We start from the raw sequence: 15,904 nt of genomic DNA on the forward strand, positions 1-15,904 counted from the left end.
GGCTAGCGGCTGTGTGGGCGCATAGAACGGGAGACGCCACGCATTGACGGGCGGCCTATACGGTGAGGAGTGGACTCAAACGTGAAATCCAAGGACGGAACCTTCTGATTCTTGACCTCGTAGGCGATCGCCTGCACGCCCTTGGCGATCCGGTATGTGGGATCTACCGTGACCAGCGCCCGACGCCAGTGGCTGAGTTCGAGCGTTGTCCGCTCCACGAACTTGTGTCCCTCGGCGTCGTAGTAAATCGCATCGACTTGCCACCCCCCGGCATCTACATCGTCACCCATGATGTCCTTTGCCTGATCTATATAGAACGACAGCGGGCGCACGTGCGTCAGAGACTTGATCACCGTCTCTCCGTTCATGATCGTATTTAGCTCGCCGACTGCCTTTCGCCAATTCAGGTTGCGGGGATCATCGGGCAATGGGAATGATGGAGTGACCTTAAGGGTGAGATCCTTCGCGGGGGTCTTCCCCGCATTTTCAACACGAACCGCGATCGACGTGCCTCGCGTTGCGCCAGCTCTGTCGACCTGGGGGCGGAACTCGAAATCGATGACCACATAGGGGCGGGTCAAGGCGATGTTTGAGCGAGTCATTGAATCGTTCGAGTTCGTCAGTAGGCCGTTCGAGCGTGTCAACTCCGCGAGTTGGGATCGAGCGACTATCACCGCGACAAGAGCTGCCGCGGCTGCCAGTACGGTGCCGACCGCTTGAACAGCGGTCCAGAATCCTTGCGACTGATTCCAATCGGCAACCCATCCAAGAAAACTCTCCCACGTCATGGCCGAACCCTACCGACCCTTCACCGGTGGCGCTACTAGGCTTTCGGCCATGTCGAATCCTGCTCAAGAACTACATGAAGTGCTAAGCAAGTCGGTCGCTGTAGCCAAGGGAAGGACAATCTTCAGCGTGCGCGGTGGAGGGACCCGCACGCGAGGCACCGAACTGGGATTCGTGCAGAGTCAGATCCGGGCGTGCTGGCTGCTCGGGGAGACGAACCGGTTACTGGACAAATTCGACGGTGCGGGAGAGGACATGGCGTCTTTCCGGATTTTCCTTCCGCAGTGGTGGGATGCGGTCGTCTTGCCAAAGGAAAACTGGTCGGCCGCGAGTCAAACCGATCGGGCCTTCATCTCTGCGGAAGCCCTCGCCAGCCTCGCGAACTTCGGTGCATACATCGCGAAAAGCACGCCCGCCTATATCCAGGTCTCGAGCGATTCGGTCGCACAGTCGCGGAGAGCGCTCGATGAATTGCTAGGCCTGCTCGATTCCGACGAACTCAGGCTCAATCCCGAGGCGCAGGTCTACGTGTTTGGTCTCATCACCGAGGTCCGCACGCTTCTCGAAGCCGCCAACGGGTCAATCGATCTCGATCTCGTTGCGCGCATTCACGAATTGCAGGGCTTCCTATCGACCCTCGCGAACGACATTGAGTACCGCGAAGCTGATAGCAAAGTGGCGGTAAGGATTAGGCAGGTTGTGCGTCGGATCACCCCCGTCGTGCTCCCGGTAGTCGGCGCGGCGGGCTACATGCTTGGCTTTGCGGCGGACACCATGGCCATCACCGATGCGCTTGGCGGCGAGTGACGGGCGAGGTCGAATTGGGTCTGTCGGGATCGGTTGCTTACAACGCCGCGACATGCAGTACTCGATGGGCCAGGCCGACCCGCGCACGACCCGCCGCTTTGACCACGCGCGCGATCGGCCGGAACGATCTCGCTCATCGGTTAGTTCCGCTGGGAAGTAGTCCTCTCTAGTCTCCTAGGTACGCTCCTATGTCGGGAGCTGGTTCCACTCCGCAGGGTGTCCGCGCTTCGAGAGTTACTCCCAGAACCGGGGCGGGCACGCGGGCGCAGAGGTCGGCGAGTCCACCCTTGAGCCATGGCGGCGAAAGACGAACTGGGCAGGCGGGGTGAACTCCTCGCAGCGGAGCGACTAGCGGCTGAAGGGTTCACGGTCGTCGACCGCAACTGGCGTTGCAGCCAGGGTGAGCTCGACATCGTGGCCCGCAAGGGGGACGACCTCGTGTTTGTGGAAGTGAAAACGCGGTCGAGTGTTGCGTATGGGCATCCGTTTGAGGCGATCACGCAGGTCAAACTCGCGAGACTGCGCAGACTCGCGGGGGCGTGGTGCGAGGCGCATCCGGGGGAGCCCGGTCGCGTGCGCATCGACGCCATCGCCGTTCTCGCGCCGCGCATCGGTGCGGTCACGATCGAGCACCTCGAGCGGGTGGGGTGATGCGGGTCGGACGCACCCACTCGATCGCGCTGCTCGGCCTCACCGGTGTAGCCGTCGAGATCGAGGCCGACATTTCCAGCGCCCTGCCGAGCTTCACCCTCATCGGTTTACCGGATGCCGCACTCTCGCAGTCCAAGGAGCGAGTTCGCGCCGCCATCGGCAACTCCGGGTGCGACTTCCCGTCGCAGAAGATCACCGTCAACCTCTCACCCGCGGCTCTCCCCAAGCAGGGCTCGGCCTTCGACCTGGCCATCGCGATCGCGATCCTCACCGCGACAGGTGAGGTACCCGCTGAATCCCTTGTCGGGGTTGTGCATGTTGGTGAGCTGAGCCTCGACGGTCGCCTCAGGCCGGTCAACGGCATTCTGCCGTCCGTGGTCGCCGCTCAGCGGGCCGGTTTCACGGTGGCAGTCGTCCCCACGGCCAACGTCGACGAGGCGAGCCTCGTGCCGGGCATCCGGGTCGTCGGTGTGGCATCGCTCCGTGAGGCCGCGATCTGGCACGGTGCTGACGTCGAGTCGACTCCCGTCGAGGCGATCCCCAGAATCACGATGGAGAGCGCGCCAGAACCGTCGGGCGACCTCGCCGACGTCATCGGCAATGTCGACGCCGTGGAGGCCATGCTCGTCGCGGCGGCGGGCGGCCACCACGTCTTTCTCCTGGGCCCACCGGGAGCTGGCAAAACGATGCTCGCGGCCCGACTCCCGGGGCTTCTCCCCGACCTCGAGGCCGAGGCGGCACTCGACGTCGGCTCCGTTCGTTCGCTCGCCGGGTTACCCGTCGGCGAGCAGTTGAGCTTGCGTCCACCCTTCGAAGCTCCGCACCACACGGCGTCGGCAGCGGCGCTCGTGGGTGGCGGCAGTGCGGTGATCCGTCCGGGTGCTGCGGCGCGGGCATCCGGGGGCGTCCTGTTTCTTGATGAGGCTCCCGAGTTCAAGCCGAGTGTGCTGGATGCCCTGCGTCAGCCACTCGAGTCGGGGGTTATCACGATCCACCGCGCCAGCGCAGTGGCCAGTTACCCTGGCCGATTCCAACTCGTGCTCGCTGCCAACCCATGCCCGTGTGGGCAATACGGTGCGCCAGACTCCGAGTGCACGTGCCCGCCGCAAGCACGCCGTCGCTATGTCGGACGGCTTTCGGGGCCCCTGCTCGATCGGATCGACATCCAGTTCAGAGTCGCGCGGATCACCGCAGCCCACCTCGCTGCCGCGGCCGACCAGCCGCGCATGACGACAGCGGACGCGCGAGCACGTGTAGCCGTCGCGCGATCGCGTGCCGCAGATCGACTCCAGGGCACCCCATGGCGTCTCAACGGCCAGGTTCCCGGCACCTGGTTGCGGTCGACAGGCATGCGCCTGCCGCAATCCGTGACCGCGAGTCTCGATCGCGCGCTGGAGCGCGGCGGCCTCACGATGCGGGGTTACGACCGCGTACTGCGTCTCGCGTGGAGCGTCGCCGACCTCGACGGCGCGGAACGACCGGACGCCAGCCATGTCGGGCAGGCGCTGTATTTGAGGAGGGCAATCGCCACATGACCATGTTCGGGCTCAAAGAAGCCGAAGTGTCAGAGCTGATCCGGGCCGTGACCGATGAGCGCATGCACGGCGCCCTCGATCGAGACGCCATCGAGGAGCGCTTCGCGCGATCCGTGTGGTCCGGAATCACCGAACCGGGTGATCGAGTTGCCGGAACTCTCATCGGTGCAATCGGTGCGACGGCCGCCCTCACCGAGTTGCTCGGCGGCTTGACCGGCGACGCGGTGACGCGGTCGCTGGAAGGGTCGGTTACACGCAAGGACCTCGCGCTCGCCCGGGACCGTTGGGCACCGCGACTGGCATCCGCGACCGCGCTGACCTCCCTGCGGCAGGCCGTTCGACTCGGCGTTCGATTGACGGTGCCCGGCGACCCTGAGTGGATTCCCGGCGTCGATGACCTCGCAAGCCACGCCCCAACCGTGCTCTGGATGCGCGGTCGATGCGAACTTCTCGCAGGTCTCAGTAAGTCCGTTGCCATGGTGGGAGCACGCGCTGCGACCGGATACGGCGAGCACGTGACCATGGAATCCAGCGCGGGGCTCGTCGATCGGGGTTTCGCGATCGTCTCCGGTGCGGCCTATGGAATCGACGGCATGGCGCATCGAGCAGCACTCGCGAGCAACGGAGTTACCGTCGCGTTCCTCGCAGGTGGCGTCGATCGCTTTTACCCCTCCGGGCACGATGCCCTTCTCACACGTATCGTCGAATCGGGCTGCGTCATCTCCGAGCTGCCCTGCGGTGCCCAACCCTCCAAGTGGCGTTTCCTTCAGCGCAACAGGCTTATCGCGGCAGCCAGTCGCGCAACCGTTGTGCTCGAGGCCGGGTGGAGGTCTGGATCACTCAACACCGCCCATCACGCGGCAGCCCTCGGCAGGCCGCTGGGCGCAGTGCCCGGTCCGGTCACGAGCGCGGCATCCGCTGGCTGTCATCGACTCATCCGCGAAGATTTGGCCACCCTGGTCACGACTGCGCATGAGATGGCGGAGCTCGCCGGGGACTGGGAGACGGATGACGCAGTCGACGGCGCGGCGCCCGAAGACCCCCGGCGCGTCCGAGTCCTCGACGCCATCAGCACACGCGCTGCACGCCAGCCCACAGACATCGCGGCCCGCTCCGGCCTGTCTTTACTCGACGTGATGTCGGCGCTCGGCGCCCTCGACCTCGAAGGAATCGCGCGAGAGACCCCGCGCGGCTGGGTGCGACGGGTCCTCCGTGACACCTGAATCGGCGAACGCACTCGCACCCCCAAAACGAGGCCGAATCAGAATGAACCCTGGGCACCGCTCAGCAACCGCTGGAGGATGGAGAAGCCGTTGCAGGAATCCGGGGGAAGGCGAAGCCGGTTTCTGCACACTCCGACCAAAGGGGGCAGGACCGTGACCGAGAAGATTCTCACAGCCGGAGCCATCATCACCATGGTCGAGACGTCACCGCGCGTGACGGCGATCGCCATCAAGGATGACCGGATCGTCGCCGTTGGATCGCTCGCCGAGTGCCGAGCAGCGCTGCCCGGGGCGGAGCACATCGACACCGGTGCTGCGGTACTCATGCCCGGGTTCATCGAACCGCACGGGCATCCGCTCTTGGGGGGCGTCGTCACGCAGAGTCCGGCCCACTCGATAGCACCGTGGGATGCCCCGACCTGGGACGACGTGCTGGCCGTGTTCCAGAGCGCCGCCGACACCACCACGCCGGGCATCCCGCTCGTCTTCAACGGCTTCGACGCCCTACTCCACGGCAGACCGGCCCCCTTCGCCGACGAACTCGACGACATCTTCGGCGACCGGGTTGTCGTCATCTTCAACAACTCGGGCCACGCCGCCTACTTCACCACCGCCCTCATGAAGCTCAGGGGCTGGGATGCGACGCCACCCGAGAACCCCGTCGGGGGCACGTTCGGGCGGCGGGCCAACGGTGCTCTCGACGGCACGGCCTACGAGGTGCCGGCCACCACCGAGGTGATCGCGCCCGTCCTCCAGCAACTCGGCGGAAACGTGCTCGCGAGCGCTGCCGAGTACTACGCGCTCATGGCCCGCGCGGGCATCACCTCGACCTCGGATATGACGTTTTCCCTCGACCTTCAGAGTGGATACGAGGCGCTTGCCGCACTGCCCTCCTGCCCGCTGCGCCTGAGTATGTGGCAAGTCTCCTCGATCGAGGGATTCGCCGAACCGGTGAGCTTCGTCGCGGATGACGCGCTCATCCACAAGGCGGGAGTGAAACTCTGGACCGACGGCTCACCCTGGATCGGCAACATCGCCGTCTCCTTCCCGTACCTCGATACGGACGCGACGAAGCGCGCGGGAATCGACCCGGCCACCGCCGGCAGGTCGATGAACTACGGCCGGCCCGAAGTCGACGCCGTGCTCGATGCCTGCGCGTCTCGAGGGTGGCAGATGGCCTTCCACGCCAACGGTGACGATGCGATCGATTTCGCGCTCGACGCCTACGAGCGCGCGCTCGCCGAACACGGTCTGCTCGGCACCGACCACCGGTGGCGGCTCGAACACGTGGGGGCTGGGCGGCGAGACCAGTTCGAGCGAGCGGCGAGCCTCGGCGTGCACGTCTCCATGGCGCCGTTCCAGTTCTACTACTGGGGTGACCTTCTCGACGGCGAGATGTTCGACAGTGAGCACGGCGCGCGCTGGCAGGCGTTCCAGGATGCCGTCAGCTCGGGCACGTGCGTAAGCCTCCACAACGACGGGTCCGTGTCGCCCCCCACGCCGATCCTCAACGTGCAGACCGCGGTGACTCGAGCAACGAGCAGCGGGAAGATTCACGCGCCCGAGCAGGCGATAACCCTGGATCAGGCGCTCCGGGCCCACACGATCGACGCCGCGCGCAGCCTCCACCGTGACAGCCTGGTGGGCTCGATCGCGCCAGGTAAACTCGCCGATCTCGTCGAACTCACCGCCGACCCGTACGAGGTCGAGCCGACACAGCTCAACGACAAGATCAAAGTTCTCGGCACCTGGCTCGGCGGTGCACGTATTACTCTCGACGACTTCGTGGGTGCCGCCACAGGTCACGATCCGGCCCAGCATGCGCACCTCGCCGGTCACGCTCGACGCCAGCACTGTTGCTGACGCCAGACAGTGCCCCGGCCTAGGCTGGCCGTGTGATCCAACTCGGGCAGTACCCAGCACCAACACACGTCATCGCCCACATCAGCGACACCCACCTGCTCGCGGGCGCCCGACCGCTCTACGGTGCCGTCGACGTCATCGAGCACCTCGAACGAGCGCTCGCGCAGCTCGAACGCTCCATCGCCCAGCCGCAGGCGCTCGTCTTCACCGGGGACCTCGCCGATCTCGGTGAGCCAGACGCCTACGAACGACTCAAAGCCATCGTCGAACCCGCCGCCGAGCGGATGAACGCCCAGCTCATCTGGGTGATGGGCAACCACGACGAGCGACCCGAGTACTCCCGCATCCTCTTCGGACAAGAATCCGACGCCCCACAGGATCGTGTCTACGACCTGAACGGGCTCAGGGTCATCTCATTCGACACCACCGTGCCCGGCTACCACCACGGAGAAGTCACCGACGACCAGCTCGACTGGCTCGCCGACGTGCTCTCCTCACCGGCCCCGCACGGCACCATCATCGCCGTTCACCACCCGCCGATTCCAACCCCCATGCTGGAGGCGATGGGGATGCTCGAACTGCAGCGACAGGACCGCCTCGCCGACATCATCCGCGGCACAGACGTGCGCGCCATCCTCGGGGGGCACCTGCACTACTCCACCCACTCCACGTTCGCGGGCGTTCCCGTGTCGGTGGCCTCCGCCACGTGCTACACGCTCGACCTCAGCGCCGAGGACCGCATCCTCTCCGGCGTCGACTTCGGCCAGTCGATCAACCTCGTTCACGTCTACGAGCAACAGATCGTGCACTCCATCGTCCCCGTCGGCGACACGAGTGAAGTCAGCGGTGTACCCGCGGCCGGCTGGGAGCAGATTGCCGCCATGACACCCGAGCAGCGGATGGAGACCTTCTCGCGCAGGGACTCCGCGTTCAACCGCGGCGACGGCTGAACCCCCATCGCTCGCGTCGCGCGACCCACGAGATCACACCCAGCGGCAGCGCCGAGGCGATACGCGCGATCACCGCGTAGCGCGCGGAAGGGATCGACATCGCGCGGCCACGGTCGGAGTCGCGCAACGCCTGCCGCACAACAGGCTCCACATTCAGCCACAGCCACTCGGGTGCCATACTCGAACGCTCGAGCCCGACTCGTGCGTGGAACTCGGTGCGCACGTACCCCGGTGCGAGGGCGGTAACGGTAACTCCGGCGGGCCTGTAGAACGCGTTCGCCCAGCGCGAGAACGTGTGCAGCCAGGCCTTCGCCGCCGAGTAGGAGCCCAGTGGTGCGAACGCTGCGACGGATGTCACGTTCACGATGCGTCCGCGCCCGCGCGCGACCATCGAGCGCAGTGCAGCGTGGTTGATGCGCAGGGGTGCCGTCGCCAGCACCTCCAGCAATCGCACCTCGTCCTCGACGGGTGACAGGTCGAAGTCGGTGTGCAAGCCGAAGCCGGCGTTATTGACAACGACCTCGATCGGGCGCGTCTCGTCGTCGACCCTGCCCACGACCCGCGCGACACCAGCAGGCTCGGAGAGATCGGCCGCGAGTACCTCGACGCCGACGCCGCGGCCACGGAGGGCATCCGCCATCCTCTCCAGTCGCTGCTCATCCCGGGCGACAAGTACAAGGTCGTGACCTCGGGCTGCGAGCTGGACGGCGAACTCTGCACCGATTCCTGCGGTGGCGCCGGTGATGAGAGCGGTTCCGAGCGAAACAACCATGTATCGACGCTAGCAACACGCCCTCGCGACCAGACCCTCACCTGCGCCGGTGCCGCACCATAGACACGTGGAGCTCACCGACGCCGTCGAACGTTATGCCGTGTACCTCACGGCCGAGCGCGGCTTCAGCGCGAACACGGTGCGCTCGTACCGTTCCGATCTCGACCTCCTCGTTGCCTTCGCCGACGAGCGGGCCGCGACAACTGTCGACGACCTCGATCTCGAGCTCCTCCGCGAGTGGCTGTGGGTGTGCTCGCAGTCGGGGCTCTCGAAGGCCACCCTCGCCCGGCGCTCGGCCTCCGTGCGCGGACTCACCGCGTGGCTCGCGCGAACTCAGCAGGCGCCGACGGATGCCGCGACCAGACTCAAGGCACCCAAGGGTGACCACCGCCTCCCTCGTGTGCTCTCGCGCGAGCAGATGGCGGACATCCTGCACCGCGTCGCCGTGCGCGCCGAGAGCGGCGATCCCATTGACGTGCGCAACGCCGCGATCATCGAGCTGCTCTATGCCTCCGCACTCCGCGTCAGCGAGCTCACGGGGCTCGACCTCGGAGACGTCGACCTGTCCCGACTGAACGTCCGAGTTCTGGGTAAGGGGTCCAAGGAGCGGGTGGTGCCGTTCGGTGTGCCAGCGCGCGATGCCCTCCGGCGTTATCTCGACGAGGCGCGGCCCGTGCTGACCACAACGGCGGTTGGGTCATCCGCGGTATTTGTTGGCGCTCGCGGTTCACGTGTGGCCAGTCGCACCGTCTACGACCTCGTCTCCGGTCTGCTGTCGACGGTGCCGGGGGAGGGGCCGTCCGGTCCGCACACCCTGCGGCACACGGCGGCGACCCATCTCCTCGACGGCGGCGCTGATTTGCGCTCGGTGCAGGAGATGCTCGGGCACGCGAGCCTCGGTACGACCCAGCTCTACACCCACGTGAGCACGGCGCGACTCAAAGAGGCGTACGCTCTGGCCCACCCGCGGTCGTAGGGCTTTCGGGCAGGTGCTCGCGGTAGACCTCGAGCACGCGTGTCAGGTAGGCGGAGATCACGTTCTGCTCTGTCGCATCGAACTCGTCGAGCACCCCGTCGATGCCCATGATCATGGGCATGAGTGTGCCCATGGCTTTGCGGACGGATCCCGGCTCGGGAACGATGACAACCGCGCGCCGGTCGGTGGGGTGCTGTGTCCGCGAGGCGTGCCCGACGGCAACGAGCCGGTCGACGACCGTGGTGGTGGCTGCGGTCGAGATTCCGAGCCGCTTCGAGAGCTCGGTCGGGCTGAGCGGGCCATCCATGATGAGGTGCTGCATGGCCTGGAGGTCCGTCGGATTAACGGTGAGTTCTCGTCCGACGTGCGCTTCGAACTCGTCGCTGAGGGTCAGCAGATCCCGAAGCATCGCGGTGGGTGGCCGGGCCGGAATGCGCTCGCGCGACCCGGACTCCGGCTGAGTTGTCATACCGCGATCCTATCGCTATGTTGTTCGAGCGACTAGTAATTAGATGATCGAAATAAACCGGAGAACAGCATGAAGCGCCTCACCACGTTCATCACGGCTCGAGCAACCTCGTGGATCGTGCTCGTTGTCGCACTCCTGGTCTCCGGGGCGATCTTCGCGCTCGGCACCGGATCCGAATCGGAGACCGCCCCCGGCGCGGGACTTCCCGAGACGGCCGAGTCAGCACGCGTGACCGCCGCGCAGCAAGATCTCCCGAGCGCCGACACAACGAGCGCCCTGCTCGTGTATTCACGCGACGGTGAGCAACTCGACCCCACCGACGTCGAGGCGATTACGGCGTCCACGGCTGACCTTGCCGAGCTCTCGAGCGCAGACTTTGTGCCGCCGCCCTCCGTATCCGAGGACGGCACCACGGCCCTCGTTGCCGTCCCGCTCGAGGTCATCGACGACGTCGGCGCCCAGGCCGAGCGCGCGGACGAGATTCGCAGCATCGCCAACGCCGACCTCCCCGACGGTCTCACGGCGCTGCTCACCGGCCCCGAAGGTTTTGCGGTCGACGTCGCTGCCGTCTTCGAAGGCGCGGACTTTACTCTCCTTCTCACCACCGCCGCCGTTGTGATCGTCCTCCTGCTCGTCACCTATCGCAGCCCGTGGCTCTGGCTCGTTCCCGTTGTCGTGGTGGGCACGGCGGACGGCCTTGCGCGCATCGTGGCGACGCGTGTGGCCGAGTCGATCGGCATCACGCTGGATGCATCGGTCACCGGCATCCTGTCCGTGCTCGTTTTCGGTGCCGGCACGAACTATGCCCTCCTCCTCATCGCGCGATATCGCGACGAGCTTCGGCTCGTCGAAGACAGACGGCATGCCATGGCCCGAGCCCTCCGTGGTGCGGGGCCCGCGATCATCGCGAGCGGCAGCACCGTAGTACTCGCGCTGCTGACCCTCCTCTTCGCCCAGCTCACCGGCAACCGGGCGCTCGGCATCGCGTGCGCGACCGGAGTCGTCATCGCCATGCTCTTCGCACTGTTCGTATTGCCTGCGGCTCTTCTGCTCTTCGGGCGCGGACTCTTCTGGCCCTACGTTCCGCACTACGGCAGCGAAGGCAGCACCACCCGCGGGGTGTGGTTCCGACTCGGCACGCTCGTCTCGCGTAAGCCTGCGGTTGTCGCAACGGCCGGTGTCCTCATACTGGGCGCACTCGCGCTCGGGGTCACTCAGGTGCAGATCGGGCTCTCGCAGAACGAGCGCTTCACGTCGGTACCTGAGGCCGTTGTTGGCCAAGAGATCCTGGCGGACGCGTTCTCGGCCGGTGCCAGCTCGCCGACGGCAGTCATCACGAATGCGGACTACGCCGACGAGGTGGCGGATGCTGCGGCATCCGTCGACGGGGTCGACTCCGCTCGCGTCGGCGAGACCAATGGCGAGATCACCCAGGTCGACGTTGTGTTGGATGCCGCTGCCGAAACCGATGAGGCATTCGCAGCCATTGACGCACTCCGTGCGGAATTGCACTCCATCGATGGCGCCGACGCGATCGTCGGCGGACTCGACGCTCAAAGCCTCGACGTTGCTCGCGCGCAGGAGGCCGACCAGGATCTCGTGATCCCACTCATCCTCGGGCTCGTCTTCCTCGTTCTTGTCATCCTGCTGCGCGCGCTCGTGGCCCCGCTGTTGCTGCTGGCCACCGTCGTCGGCTCGTTCTTCGCGAGCCTTGGCGCAAGCTGGCTGCTCTTCCAGTCGGTGCTCGGGTTCCCGGCTATCGACACCAACGTTGTGCTGTTCAGCTTCCTCTTCCTGGTGGCCCTCGGTGTCGACTACAACATCTTCCTCGTGACACGCGCCCGAGAGGAGGCTGCCCAGCATGGAACACGCACGGGCATGATTCGTGCGCTCGCCGCGACCGGCGGGGTGATCACGAGCGCGGGTATCCTCCTCGCCGCGGTATTCGCTGTGCTGGGGGTGCTTCCACTCATCACGCTCACCCAAATCGGAATCATCGTGTGTATCGGCGTGCTCCTCGACACACTCCTCGTGCGCACGGTAATCGTGCCGGCCCTCGCCTTCCTCACGGGCGAAAAGTTCTGGTGGCCGAGCCGCGTCATGTCCGTCGATGCGGAGGTACGCACGACCGGCTCGGCCGCGCGCAGCTAGGCACCTCGCGTCGGAAGCAGCACGGCGCGAGGGATCTCCCCAAAAAACGACAGGGGAGACACGTACTCGCTGTCCACGCGCACCCCCATGTGCACGCACGGCGATCGGCAGTGGCCCGCCTGCACGGTTCCTATGGTCTGACCGGCCGCAATTGTGTCGCCTTTGGCGACGGATGCCACCACCGGCTCGTAGCTCGAGATGACACCGCCCCCGTGGTCGATCGAGATCACGGGCCGGTCGACAACGACCCCGGCGAAATGCACCACTCCGGGCGCCGGAGCTCGCAGCACGTCACCGGAACGCAGGTCTACACCACGGTGCCCCGTCGAGTACTTCGTCGCGGGCGCGATGAACGGCCGCTCCACAACACGAGGCGGATCGACGGGCCAGCGCCACGGGCCATCGGCAGCGGGGGAGGCAGCGGGAGAGGCAGCGGGGGAGGCGGCGAGGAGGAGCATTCCGAGTGTGGCGAGAGCGGGCATCCTGGGCATGGCACGAGTCTCGGCCTGTCGGGTGCGGCCCGACCGAGAAATGCAAGGGGTGGGGACCAGCACGAGACCGGTGCACCGGGGGAGGAGCGGTGCTACCATGAGTTCAGCACCTCAGAAATGGGGTGACTTCGCGTGTCCGAAAGCGCCCAGGCTCTGCCATAGGCGCGGCACAACTCCACCAGTCACCGGGAACGGTGCGGAGCTGCGTCCGGACACCAGGTTTCGCACCATCCGGTCGCGAATAACAACTGAGTAGGCGCACGCGTGCGCCAGTTAAGGAGAACGGCCATGGCCGTCGTTACCATTCGCCAGCTGCTCGACAGCGGCGTTCACTTCGGACACCAGACCCGCCGGTGGAACCCGAAAGTCAAGCGCTTCATCCTCACCGAGCGCAGCGGCATCCACATCATCGACCTGCAGCAGTCGCTCGCCTACATCGACAAGGCGTATGACTTCGTCAAGGAGACGGTCGCCCACGGCGGCACCATCCTCTTCGTCGGCACCAAGAAGCAGGCCCAGGAGGCCATCGCCGAGCAGGCGACGCGCGTCGGCCAGCCCTACGTCAACCAGCGTTGGCTCGGTGGTCTTCTCACCAACTTCCAGACCGTCTCGAAGCGCCTCGCACGCATGAAGGAACTTGAGGAGCTGGACTTCGAGGACACCTCGAAGAGCGGCTTCACCAAGAAGGAGCTCCTCATCAAGAAGCGTGAGCTCGACAAGCTGCACAAGACGCTCGGCGGTATCCGCAACCTCACCAAGACCCCGTCCGCGATCTGGGTCGTCGACTCCAAGCGCGAGCACCTCGCCGTCGACGAGGCCCACAAGCTGGGCATCCCGGTCATCGGAATCCTCGACACGAACGCCGACCCCGACGAGGTCGCCTACCCGATTCCGGGTAACGACGACGCCATTCGTTCGGTTGGCCTGCTGACGCGCATCATCGCGGATGCTGCTGCCGAGGGTCTCATCCAGCGTCACCAGAAGCCCGAAGAGGGTGCAGACGTCGAGCCGCTCGCCGCCTGGGAGGCCGAGCTCCTCGCCGCGTCGGAGACCCCGTCATCCACCGCCGAGAAGATCGAGGCCGTCGACCAGGGCGCGAACGCTGCTGAGGCCGTCGCCGAGGTCATCGCCGCCGAGACGCCGACCGAGGAGAACGACGCGGACGCCGTTGTCGCCGAGCACGAGGCAGCCGCGGACGAGACCGTTGTCCCCGAGCACCACGTCGAGTCGGACGCCGAGACCGAGGCCAAGATCGAGGCCGAGGCCACCGAGGCCGAGAAGAAGCCCGCCGCGAAGAAGGCTCCGGCGAAGAAGGCCCCCGCGAAGGCCGAGAGCGCCGACGCTGCGGAGGAGAAGCCCGCCGCCAAGGCGAAGGCTGCCCCCAAGGCATCCAAGTAACCGTCACCACACACGACAACACGCAACCAAGTAAGGATCCACACCGTGGCAGACATCAGCCTCGCTGACATCAAGGCCCTGCGCGACCGCCTGGGCACTGGAATGGTCGACACCAAGAACGCTCTCGTCGAAGCCGAGGGCGACATCGAGAAGGCCGTCGAGATCCTCCGCCTCAAGGGTGCGAAGGGCAACGCGAAGCGTGCCGACCGCTCCACGAGCGAGGGCCTCATCGCCGCGGTGGAGTCCGCGACGGCCACCACGATGATCGAGCTCGCGTGCGAGACCGACTTCGTGGCGAAGAACGAGAAGTTCGTCGCCCTGGGTGAGAAGGTGCTCGCGGCTCTCGCCGACTCGGGCGCCGAGACCCTCGACGCCGCTCTCGCGGTTCCGCTGGATGGCGGCACCGTCGGCAGTGTCATCGACGACCAGGCCGCCACCATCGGCGAAAAGGTCGAATTGCGTCGCGTTGTGCGTATCCCGGGCGAGAAGTTCGCCGTGTACCTGCACCGCACGTCGAAGGACCTGCCGCCGCAGATCGGTGTCGTCGTTTCCTACACGGGGGATGACGCGGAGACGGCTCGCTCGATCGCGCAGCACATCTCGTTCGCTGACCCGCAGTACCTGTCGCGCGACGACGTCCCGCCCGCAGAGGTTGAGAACGAGCGTCGTATCGTCGAGGAGATCAGCCGCGGCGAGGGCAAGCCGGAGGCCGCCCTCCCGAAGATCGTCGAGGGACGCATCGGTGCCTTCTTCAAGCAGGTCTCGCTCCTCGAGCAGGACTACGCGAAGGACAACAAGCTGTCGGTGAAGAAGGTCCTCGAGGACTCTGGCCTGACGGTGACGGGTTTCGCACGCTTCAAGGTCGGCGCGTAACAACACGCACGACGAGGGGCCCCGGATGTTACATCCGGGGCCCCTCGTCGTTTTCGGGTCACCCCGGCCCGACGTTGCGGAGGATGGCACGCCGTAGGCTGCGGCACGCCGTGGCCCAACCCGGCGTGCCATCCTCCGCAACGTGAGGCACGTGCACCGATGTCGCGAGAGTCGCGCCGTCGTGAACCTCATGTGCGAGGCAATACTCTGTACAGAGCACTAGAACGATCGGGGATCACATGACGGATGAACGCAAGCGCCGGGTACTTCTCAAGCTCTCGGGTGAAGCGTTCGGAGGCGGGCAGCTCGGCGTCAACCCCGATGTTGTCAGCGCCTTGGCCAAGGAGATCGCCGCGGCATCCGCCGAGGGGGTCGAAATCGCGATCGTCGTTGGCGGTGGCAACTTCTTCCGCGGTGCGGAGCTCAGCCAGCGCGGCATGGACCGCGGCCGCGCCGACTACATGGGCATGCTCGGCACCGTTATGAACGCACTGGCCCTGCAGGACTTCCTCGAGCAGGCTGGGGCTGCAACGCGTGTGCAGTCCGCGATCTCGATGACGCAGGTCGCCGAGCCGTACATTCCCCGCCGCGCCGAGCGTCACCTCGAGAAGGGCCGTGTTGTCATCTTCGGTGCCGGCGCGGGCTTGCCGTATTTCTCGACGGACACGGTAGCCGCGCAGCGTGCACTCGAGATCAGCGCCGATGTTGTGCTCGTGGCCAAAAACGGTGTCGACGGCGTCTACACGGGTGATCCGCGCAAGGATGACTCGGCGTCCAAGCTCGACCAGGTGACCTACCAGGAGGCGCTCGTGCGCGGCCTCAAGGTTGTCGACTCGACGGCGTTCTCGCTGTGCATGGACAACTCGATGCCCATGGTCGTCTTCGGCATGGAGCCTGCGGGCAACGTGACCAAGGCGATCCGCGGCGACCGCATCGGCACACTCGTCTCCAACTGACAC

Annotated in this window: 15 protein-coding genes; 11 read left to right on the forward strand and 4 right to left on the reverse strand. The window is 66.0% G+C overall.

Features of this window, described 5'->3' with window-relative positions; all coding sequences use genetic code 11:
- Positions 1–2 precede the first annotated feature (2 nt).
- Positions 3–788 (reverse strand): hypothetical protein, encoded by a 786-nt coding sequence (locus LH407_RS12105; RefSeq protein WP_322133733.1) that lies wholly within the window; start codon positions 786–788, stop codon positions 3–5.
- On the opposite strand from LH407_RS12105, the gene LH407_RS12110 reads away from it, so the two are divergent.
- From LH407_RS12110 to LH407_RS12135, 6 genes are all read left to right on the forward strand, one after another.
- On the forward strand, positions 787–1,593 hold the full coding sequence (locus tag LH407_RS12110; RefSeq protein ID WP_322135023.1) for a hypothetical protein: 807 nt from the start codon (positions 787–789) through the stop codon (positions 1,591–1,593). The genes LH407_RS12105 and LH407_RS12110 overlap by 2 nt on opposite strands.
- Before the next feature lie 294 nt (positions 1,594–1,887).
- Positions 1,888–2,244 carry a YraN family protein gene (locus LH407_RS12115; protein WP_322133731.1) on the forward strand — a complete coding sequence of 119 codons (357 nt, stop codon included), beginning with the start codon at positions 1,888–1,890 and terminating at the stop codon, positions 2,242–2,244.
- Positions 2,244–3,779, forward strand: coding sequence for a YifB family Mg chelatase-like AAA ATPase (locus LH407_RS12120; protein WP_322133730.1), 1,536 nt, complete (start codon positions 2,244–2,246; stop codon positions 3,777–3,779). Before LH407_RS12115 ends, LH407_RS12120 begins: the two co-directional genes overlap by 1 nt.
- The gene (gene dprA / locus LH407_RS12125) at positions 3,776–5,002 is read left to right on the forward strand and encodes a DNA-processing protein DprA (RefSeq protein WP_322133729.1); all 1,227 of its coding nucleotides are present in this window, start codon (positions 3,776–3,778) and stop codon (positions 5,000–5,002) included. Before LH407_RS12120 ends, dprA begins: the two co-directional genes overlap by 4 nt.
- A 153-nt stretch (positions 5,003–5,155) precedes the next feature.
- Positions 5,156–6,865 carry an amidohydrolase gene (locus tag LH407_RS12130; RefSeq protein WP_322133728.1) on the forward strand — a complete coding sequence of 570 codons (1,710 nt, stop codon included), beginning with the start codon at positions 5,156–5,158 and terminating at the stop codon, positions 6,863–6,865.
- 32 nt (positions 6,866–6,897) lie between these two features.
- Positions 6,898–7,815, forward strand: coding sequence for a phosphodiesterase (locus LH407_RS12135; RefSeq protein WP_322133727.1), 918 nt, complete (start codon positions 6,898–6,900; stop codon positions 7,813–7,815).
- On the opposite strand, the gene LH407_RS12140 is transcribed toward LH407_RS12135, so the two are convergent.
- Positions 7,796–8,587: an SDR family NAD(P)-dependent oxidoreductase gene (locus tag LH407_RS12140; RefSeq protein WP_322133726.1), complete on the reverse strand. Its 792-nt coding sequence runs from the start codon at positions 8,585–8,587 to the stop codon at positions 7,796–7,798. The two genes, LH407_RS12135 and LH407_RS12140, sit on opposite strands and share 20 nt — an antisense overlap.
- Positions 8,588–8,654: 67 nt before the next feature.
- On the opposite strand from LH407_RS12140, the gene LH407_RS12145 reads away from it, so the two are divergent.
- Entirely contained in the window at positions 8,655–9,563 is a 909-nt protein-coding gene (locus LH407_RS12145; protein WP_322133725.1) for a tyrosine recombinase XerC, read from the forward strand.
- Here the strand turns inward: LH407_RS12145 and LH407_RS12150 are convergent.
- Positions 9,526–10,032, reverse strand: coding sequence for a MarR family winged helix-turn-helix transcriptional regulator (locus LH407_RS12150; RefSeq protein ID WP_322133724.1), 507 nt, complete (start codon positions 10,030–10,032; stop codon positions 9,526–9,528). The genes LH407_RS12145 and LH407_RS12150 overlap by 38 nt on opposite strands.
- A 69-nt stretch (positions 10,033–10,101) precedes the next feature.
- On the opposite strand from LH407_RS12150, the gene LH407_RS12155 reads away from it, so the two are divergent.
- The gene (locus LH407_RS12155; protein ID WP_322133723.1) at positions 10,102–12,183 is read left to right on the forward strand and encodes an MMPL family transporter; all 2,082 of its coding nucleotides are present in this window, start codon (positions 10,102–10,104) and stop codon (positions 12,181–12,183) included.
- Here the strand turns inward: LH407_RS12155 and LH407_RS12160 are convergent.
- Positions 12,180–12,674, reverse strand: a complete 495-nt coding sequence (locus LH407_RS12160; protein WP_322133722.1) for a M23 family metallopeptidase — start codon at positions 12,672–12,674, stop codon at positions 12,180–12,182. The two genes, LH407_RS12155 and LH407_RS12160, sit on opposite strands and share 4 nt — an antisense overlap.
- A 288-nt stretch (positions 12,675–12,962) precedes the next feature.
- Here LH407_RS12160 and rpsB point away from each other — a divergent pair, with 288 nt between their 5' ends.
- The 3 genes from rpsB (at position 12,963) to pyrH (ending at position 15,901) form a co-directional block, all read left to right on the forward strand.
- Positions 12,963–14,072, forward strand: a complete 1,110-nt coding sequence (gene rpsB / locus LH407_RS12165; RefSeq protein WP_322133721.1) for a 30S ribosomal protein S2 — start codon at positions 12,963–12,965, stop codon at positions 14,070–14,072.
- A 45-nt stretch (positions 14,073–14,117) separates the two neighbouring features.
- A complete protein-coding gene (gene tsf / locus LH407_RS12170; protein ID WP_322133720.1) occupies positions 14,118–14,945 on the forward strand; it encodes a translation elongation factor Ts in 828 nt (275 codons plus the stop codon).
- Positions 14,946–15,184: 239 nt separating this feature from the next.
- Entirely contained in the window at positions 15,185–15,901 is a 717-nt protein-coding gene (gene pyrH / locus LH407_RS12175; RefSeq protein WP_322133719.1) for a UMP kinase, read from the forward strand.
- Positions 15,902–15,904: the final 3 nt, after the last annotated feature.

This window comes from Antiquaquibacter oligotrophicus, from assembly GCF_020535405.1.
Classification (GTDB): domain Bacteria; phylum Actinomycetota; class Actinomycetes; order Actinomycetales; family Microbacteriaceae; genus Rhodoglobus; species Rhodoglobus oligotrophicus.

What these genes read in the sequence shown, in the direction of transcription:
- LH407_RS12110 (WP_322135023.1), top strand. Translation starts at nt 787, where the DNA reads ATGGCCGAACCCTACCGACCCTTCACCGGTGGCGCTACTAGGCTTTCG.
- LH407_RS12105 (WP_322133733.1), bottom strand. Translation starts at nt 788, where the DNA reads ATGACGTGGGAGAGTTTTCTTGGATGGGTTGCCGATTGGAATCAGTCG.
- LH407_RS12115 (WP_322133731.1), top strand. Translation starts at nt 1,888, where the DNA reads ATGGCGGCGAAAGACGAACTGGGCAGGCGGGGTGAACTCCTCGCAGCG.
- LH407_RS12120 (WP_322133730.1), top strand. Translation starts at nt 2,244, where the DNA reads ATGCGGGTCGGACGCACCCACTCGATCGCGCTGCTCGGCCTCACCGGT.
- dprA (WP_322133729.1), top strand. Translation starts at nt 3,776, where the DNA reads ATGACCATGTTCGGGCTCAAAGAAGCCGAAGTGTCAGAGCTGATCCGG.
- LH407_RS12140 (WP_322133726.1), bottom strand. Translation starts at nt 8,587, where the DNA reads ATGGTTGTTTCGCTCGGAACCGCTCTCATCACCGGCGCCACCGCAGGA.
- LH407_RS12150 (WP_322133724.1), bottom strand. Translation starts at nt 10,032, where the DNA reads ATGACAACTCAGCCGGAGTCCGGGTCGCGCGAGCGCATTCCGGCCCGG.
- LH407_RS12155 (WP_322133723.1), top strand. Translation starts at nt 10,102, where the DNA reads ATGAAGCGCCTCACCACGTTCATCACGGCTCGAGCAACCTCGTGGATC.
- LH407_RS12160 (WP_322133722.1), bottom strand. Translation starts at nt 12,674, where the DNA reads ATGCCCAGGATGCCCGCTCTCGCCACACTCGGAATGCTCCTCCTCGCC.
- rpsB (WP_322133721.1), top strand. Translation starts at nt 12,963, where the DNA reads ATGGCCGTCGTTACCATTCGCCAGCTGCTCGACAGCGGCGTTCACTTC.
- pyrH (WP_322133719.1), top strand. Translation starts at nt 15,185, where the DNA reads ATGACGGATGAACGCAAGCGCCGGGTACTTCTCAAGCTCTCGGGTGAA.